Annotated in this window: 6 protein-coding genes; 3 read left to right on the top strand and 3 right to left on the bottom strand. The window is 71.1% G+C overall.

Annotated features, from left to right (window positions below; genetic code table 11):
* On the top strand, window positions 1-275 hold a 275-nt coding region (locus AB0J09_RS58565), incomplete at its 5' end, for an EamA family transporter (RefSeq protein WP_360711925.1).
* Between the two features lie 220 nt (window positions 276-495).
* On the opposite strand, the gene AB0J09_RS58560 is transcribed toward AB0J09_RS58565, so the two are convergent.
* From AB0J09_RS58560 to AB0J09_RS58550, 3 genes are all read right to left on the bottom strand, one after another.
* Window positions 496-1,251 (bottom strand): tyrosine-type recombinase/integrase, encoded by a 756-nt coding sequence (locus tag AB0J09_RS58560; RefSeq protein WP_360711922.1) that lies wholly within the window; start codon window positions 1,249-1,251, stop codon window positions 496-498.
* A complete protein-coding gene (locus AB0J09_RS58555; RefSeq protein WP_360711919.1) occupies window positions 1,251-1,445 on the bottom strand; it encodes a hypothetical protein in 195 nt (64 codons plus the stop codon). The genes AB0J09_RS58560 and AB0J09_RS58555 overlap by 1 nt, the downstream gene beginning before the upstream one ends.
* 460 nt (window positions 1,446-1,905) lie before the next feature.
* On the bottom strand, window positions 1,906-2,472 hold the full coding sequence (locus AB0J09_RS58550) for a TetR/AcrR family transcriptional regulator (RefSeq protein WP_360711916.1): 567 nt from the start codon (window positions 2,470-2,472) through the stop codon (window positions 1,906-1,908).
* Window positions 2,473-2,543: 71 nt separating this feature from the next.
* Here AB0J09_RS58550 and AB0J09_RS58545 point away from each other — a divergent pair, with 71 nt between their 5' ends.
* Together AB0J09_RS58545 and AB0J09_RS58540 are read left to right on the top strand one after the other, a co-directional pair.
* On the top strand, window positions 2,544-3,428 hold the full coding sequence (locus AB0J09_RS58545; protein ID WP_360711914.1) for an alpha/beta fold hydrolase: 885 nt from the start codon (window positions 2,544-2,546) through the stop codon (window positions 3,426-3,428).
* Window positions 3,418-3,943 (top strand): patatin-like phospholipase family protein (locus AB0J09_RS58540; protein WP_360711911.1); only part of this gene is annotated, 526 nt, incomplete at its 3' end. The genes AB0J09_RS58545 and AB0J09_RS58540, both read left to right, overlap by 11 nt.

Genomic DNA, 3,943 nt, shown 5'->3' with positions numbered 1-3,943 from the left:
TGCTGGTCGCGACCGTGATCGCGTACATCCTTGGCGTGAACGCCGTGCGGCGGCTCTCGGCCGGCGTGGGTGCCACCGTGGCGTCGCTGGAGGTCATCGGCGGGGCAGTGGTGGCCTGGGGGCTGGTCGGGGAGACGCTCGGCGTGTTCCAGATCGTGGGCGGGCTGACCGTGTGGTCCGGCGCGCTCCTCGCCCAGACCGCCACCAGCTCCGCCCCACTGCCGTCCAGCCGTCGCGGTTTTCCGCTCGGGTCTGCGCGGTCCGGCGCGAAGTAGCTGTGAGTGACCGGGAGTTCCTGGACGGCTCGGGCCGGTACAGGTTTGAGCTGGCCGCGCTCAGCGTGAGCATGGTTGCCCCTGTCCTCACCCTGAGCCTGTCGGGCGTTACTTCGGGGGCGGCCGGAATACGCCGGAAAGGGGCCGCGGGTTGCTGTAGCGGCAGCTCAGCGGGTTCGGCTGTAGACGCGACATCCTCTGTGAGGTGGGTGGTCTAGGGTCAGCGGGCGCGGCGACGTTGGGCGGGGTCTGCTTCGGCGGTGATGCGCGCGGAGGTCTCCTCGCCCAGGCGCACATAGCGGCCGAGGCTGGCCAGGTGCTGGTGGCGACTCTTGGCCTGCAACTCCGGGGCGGTACGCCCGGCCTGGGCGAGATGCTGCAACGCACTGTGGCGAAGCTGATGCAATGTCCACCCCTGGCGGTGCGGGTCGAGATTGGCGGAGGCGGTCTTGAACAGGTACTCGGCGCGTGGATAGGACAGCCGGCCCCGCCCGGTGACGGGGCAGATGTCGGCGGCGGCGGGCGCGCGAGATCCGGAGGCAGGGGCGCGCCGGTCGGCCAGGAACACCGGCCCGGCGGTGCGGCCGGCCAGCAGGCGGGGCAGGATGCGGGCGGTGGGGGTGGCCCAGTGCACGTACTCGATGGCGCCGCCCTTGCTGGTGACGCGGGCGCGGCGGAACTCTGGGTCGAGGTCTTCGATGTTGAGGGTGAGGATTTCCTCGGCGCGGGCGGCGGTGTCGTACAGGAGCCGCCACAGGACTCTTTCGCGCAGCGCGTTGGCGGGGTCGGTGAAGAGTGTCTCCAGCCGGGTGCGCGGGATGGCGCGGTCGCCGCGGCGGGCGCTCTTGCGGCGCTCCAGGCGCCGGGCCGGGTTGGTGATGAGCAGTTCCTGGCGTTGGGCCCAGGTGGTGAAGGAGACCAGGGCGGACAGATGCCGGTTCCAGGTGGCCGCGGCCGCGGTGTTCCAGCGGTCCATCACCGCGGCGTACTGCTCGGGGTCAGCTCGGCGACGGGATGGTCTGGGCCGATGATCGCGGTGAGGTGGGTGAGGGTCTCGGCGTAGCCGGCGCGGGTGGTGGCCGCGGTGCGGGACTCCAGGAAGCGCTCGACCGCTGCGGCGATGGTCGAGCCGGTGAGGTCGCGTGGGCTGGGGAACGCCACGACGGACACGGCCGTCCTCCTGCACGTGGATGTGACACATAATGTTGCCGAGTCGCCCCCGGCACGGCGGAGGCCGAACTGGGCGGGCACGATCTGGCGACCGCCAGTGTGACAGATAATTCATCTTCTGTGTCACATCTTTGTGTCCGCTTTTCTTCTGCAGGGTGCACTCCGGTGAGCGCAAGGGTGAGCAGCCGGTCGGCCTGAGCCGCGCCGTCGGGTTTCTGCCCGGTGCCGACGCCCCGGTGCCCCGCAGCGGACCCCAGCGGGGGCGGCCGCGAGCTGACGGCTCGGCCCGCACAACGATGAGCACGGCCACCCGCGGCCCATCACAAGGCTCGCGGGTGGCCGTGATTCATGCCCTGGGCGCGTGGGCCCGCTCGGCGGCGCTCTCGGTGCTCGGGTCCACGACACCGGCACGGGCGGCTTCCTGCGTGCAGCCGCCAGACGGCGCGACGGCTGTCCGCTCTCAGCGGGCTTGCAGCCGGTCGAGCTGGTGGCGCATGACGGTCATGGCGTCGTCGGCGCTGCGCTGACCGGCCAAAACGGCGGCGCCGAGGCCGGCTGACATGGCGAGCAGGGCAACCGCTTCCAGCTGGGCGTTCGAGTCGACGCCCATGTTCTTGAGGCGATCGGTGATGAAGCCTTCCATGGCGTTCGGCGCGGCGAGCAGAGGATGCGCGGCCAGGGCCGGGTCCGTGACCGCGAGCACCATATAGGACGTGTAGATGAGGTGGAAGGTCCGGCTCTGCTCGTCGGTTGGGAGGGCCTCGGCGAGGATCGCCTCGATCATGGCTCGCGGGCCGGGATCGGTCCCTCCAAGTCGCTCCTTGACCCGTTCGGCCATGCGCTGCGCCAGGTGCGCGAGCGCGGAGTGCAGGAGCTGCTCCTTCGTCTGGAAGTAGTGCTGGACGAGGTGCACGGAGACGCCAGCCTCGGTGGCGACGGCGCGCATGGTGGCGGCATGCAACCCGCGCGTGCCGGCGACTCTCAGCAAGGCGTCGAGGATGTCGCGTCGACGTTGATCGCGGGCCATGCACACTCCTGGACGTGATCACTTAATGGCTGGTACAACTGTACCCTATACAGTTGTACCAAGGGGGGCTGATGCGTACAGGCATTGCGGCGTTCGTCACGGAGCAAGCCAGGACGGCGTTCGAGCGGGAGTACGAGCGAGCGATGGCTCTGTGGCCGGACTCTCGTGAGGTCTACGACGTGGACACCGACGTGGGCATCACCCGCGTCTACCGGTACGGCGCACGCGAGGGCGAGCCGATCGTCTTGCTGCACGGCCACGGTGCGAACGCCTCCACCTGGTACGCCCTGGTGGAGGCGCTGGGCCGGCGCCACCCCGTCTACGCCGTCGACACCATCGACGACCCTGGCGGCAGCATCCAGACCAGGCCGGTTCGTGACATCTCCGCGTGGCTCGAACAGGTCATGGAGGGCCTCGGTCTCGGTCGCGTTCACTTGGTCGGCCATTCCTACGGCGGCTGGATGGCCCTCGGCCTGGGCGTCGCCGGGACGGGCAGGGCGGCGACGCTCACGCTGCTCGACCCCGGCGGTCTGCTCAAGGTGCCCATGACGTTCCTTGCCTACCTGGTCGCGGGCGCGCTGGCCATGCAGGCTCCGGCTTCGTGGAAGCCACGCTTGGCCAGGGTTCTCGCCGAGCACGGGCTGGTCGAGCTTCCGGAGATCATGGGGCCTGTCATGCTGGGCGCCCGCTGGTTCCGCCCGCACCGCCCTCCGGCCCGGCCGTACACCGATGACGAGCTGCGAAAGGTGAGTGTTCCGACCCAGATTCTCGTCGGCCGCCGCAGCCGGCTGCTGTGCCCCGCCGCCGCGCTCGCGCGGGCCCGCCGGCTCATTCCGGGCCTGCGGCGGGCGGAGGTCGTCCCGGGCGCCGGGCACGGCCTGCCGCAGGAGCGGCCGCAACTGGTGGCCGAGCGAATCCTCACCTTCACCGACGGAGGGAAAGCCCATGACGCGTAAGGCAGTGGTGCTGGGAAGCGGCGGCGTGGCGGGCATCGCCTGGCAGGCCGGGGTCCTGGCCGGGCTCGCTGATCGCGGCCTCGACCTGCGTGAGGCCGATCTCATCGTCGGAACCTCCGCCGGGGCCGTCGTGGGAGCCCAGCTCGCCGCCGGGCTCGACCCGCGCGACCTCTACAGCCGACGGCTCGCCCCCGCCGAGGGCGAGCCCGTACCCAAGACCTCCGTGCTCGCCCTCTTCCGTCTGATCAGGGCTGCTGCTACGGCCAAGGACGGCAGGCAGTTCGGCGCCCGCATGGGCCGCTTCGCCCTGGGCGCCGCGACCGCGTCGGAGGAGGAACGCCGCAGCCAGGTTCGGCGGTGGCTCGGGGATCTCCGCGACTGGCCGGCCGGACGGCTCGTCATCACCGCCGTGGATGCCGTGTCGGGCGAGCCGGCGTTCTTCGACGCGGACAGCGGAGTGGACTTGCTGGACGCCGTCTGCGCCAGCACGGCAGGGCCGGGCGTGCGCCCGCCGG

It is taken from the genome of Nonomuraea sp. NPDC049784 (genome assembly GCF_040659615.1).
In the GTDB taxonomy this organism is placed as follows: Bacteria; Actinomycetota; Actinomycetes; order Streptosporangiales; family Streptosporangiaceae; genus Nonomuraea.
Note: the sequence above shows the minus strand (reverse complement) of the source record. Positions and strands in the feature narration are given on the sequence as shown.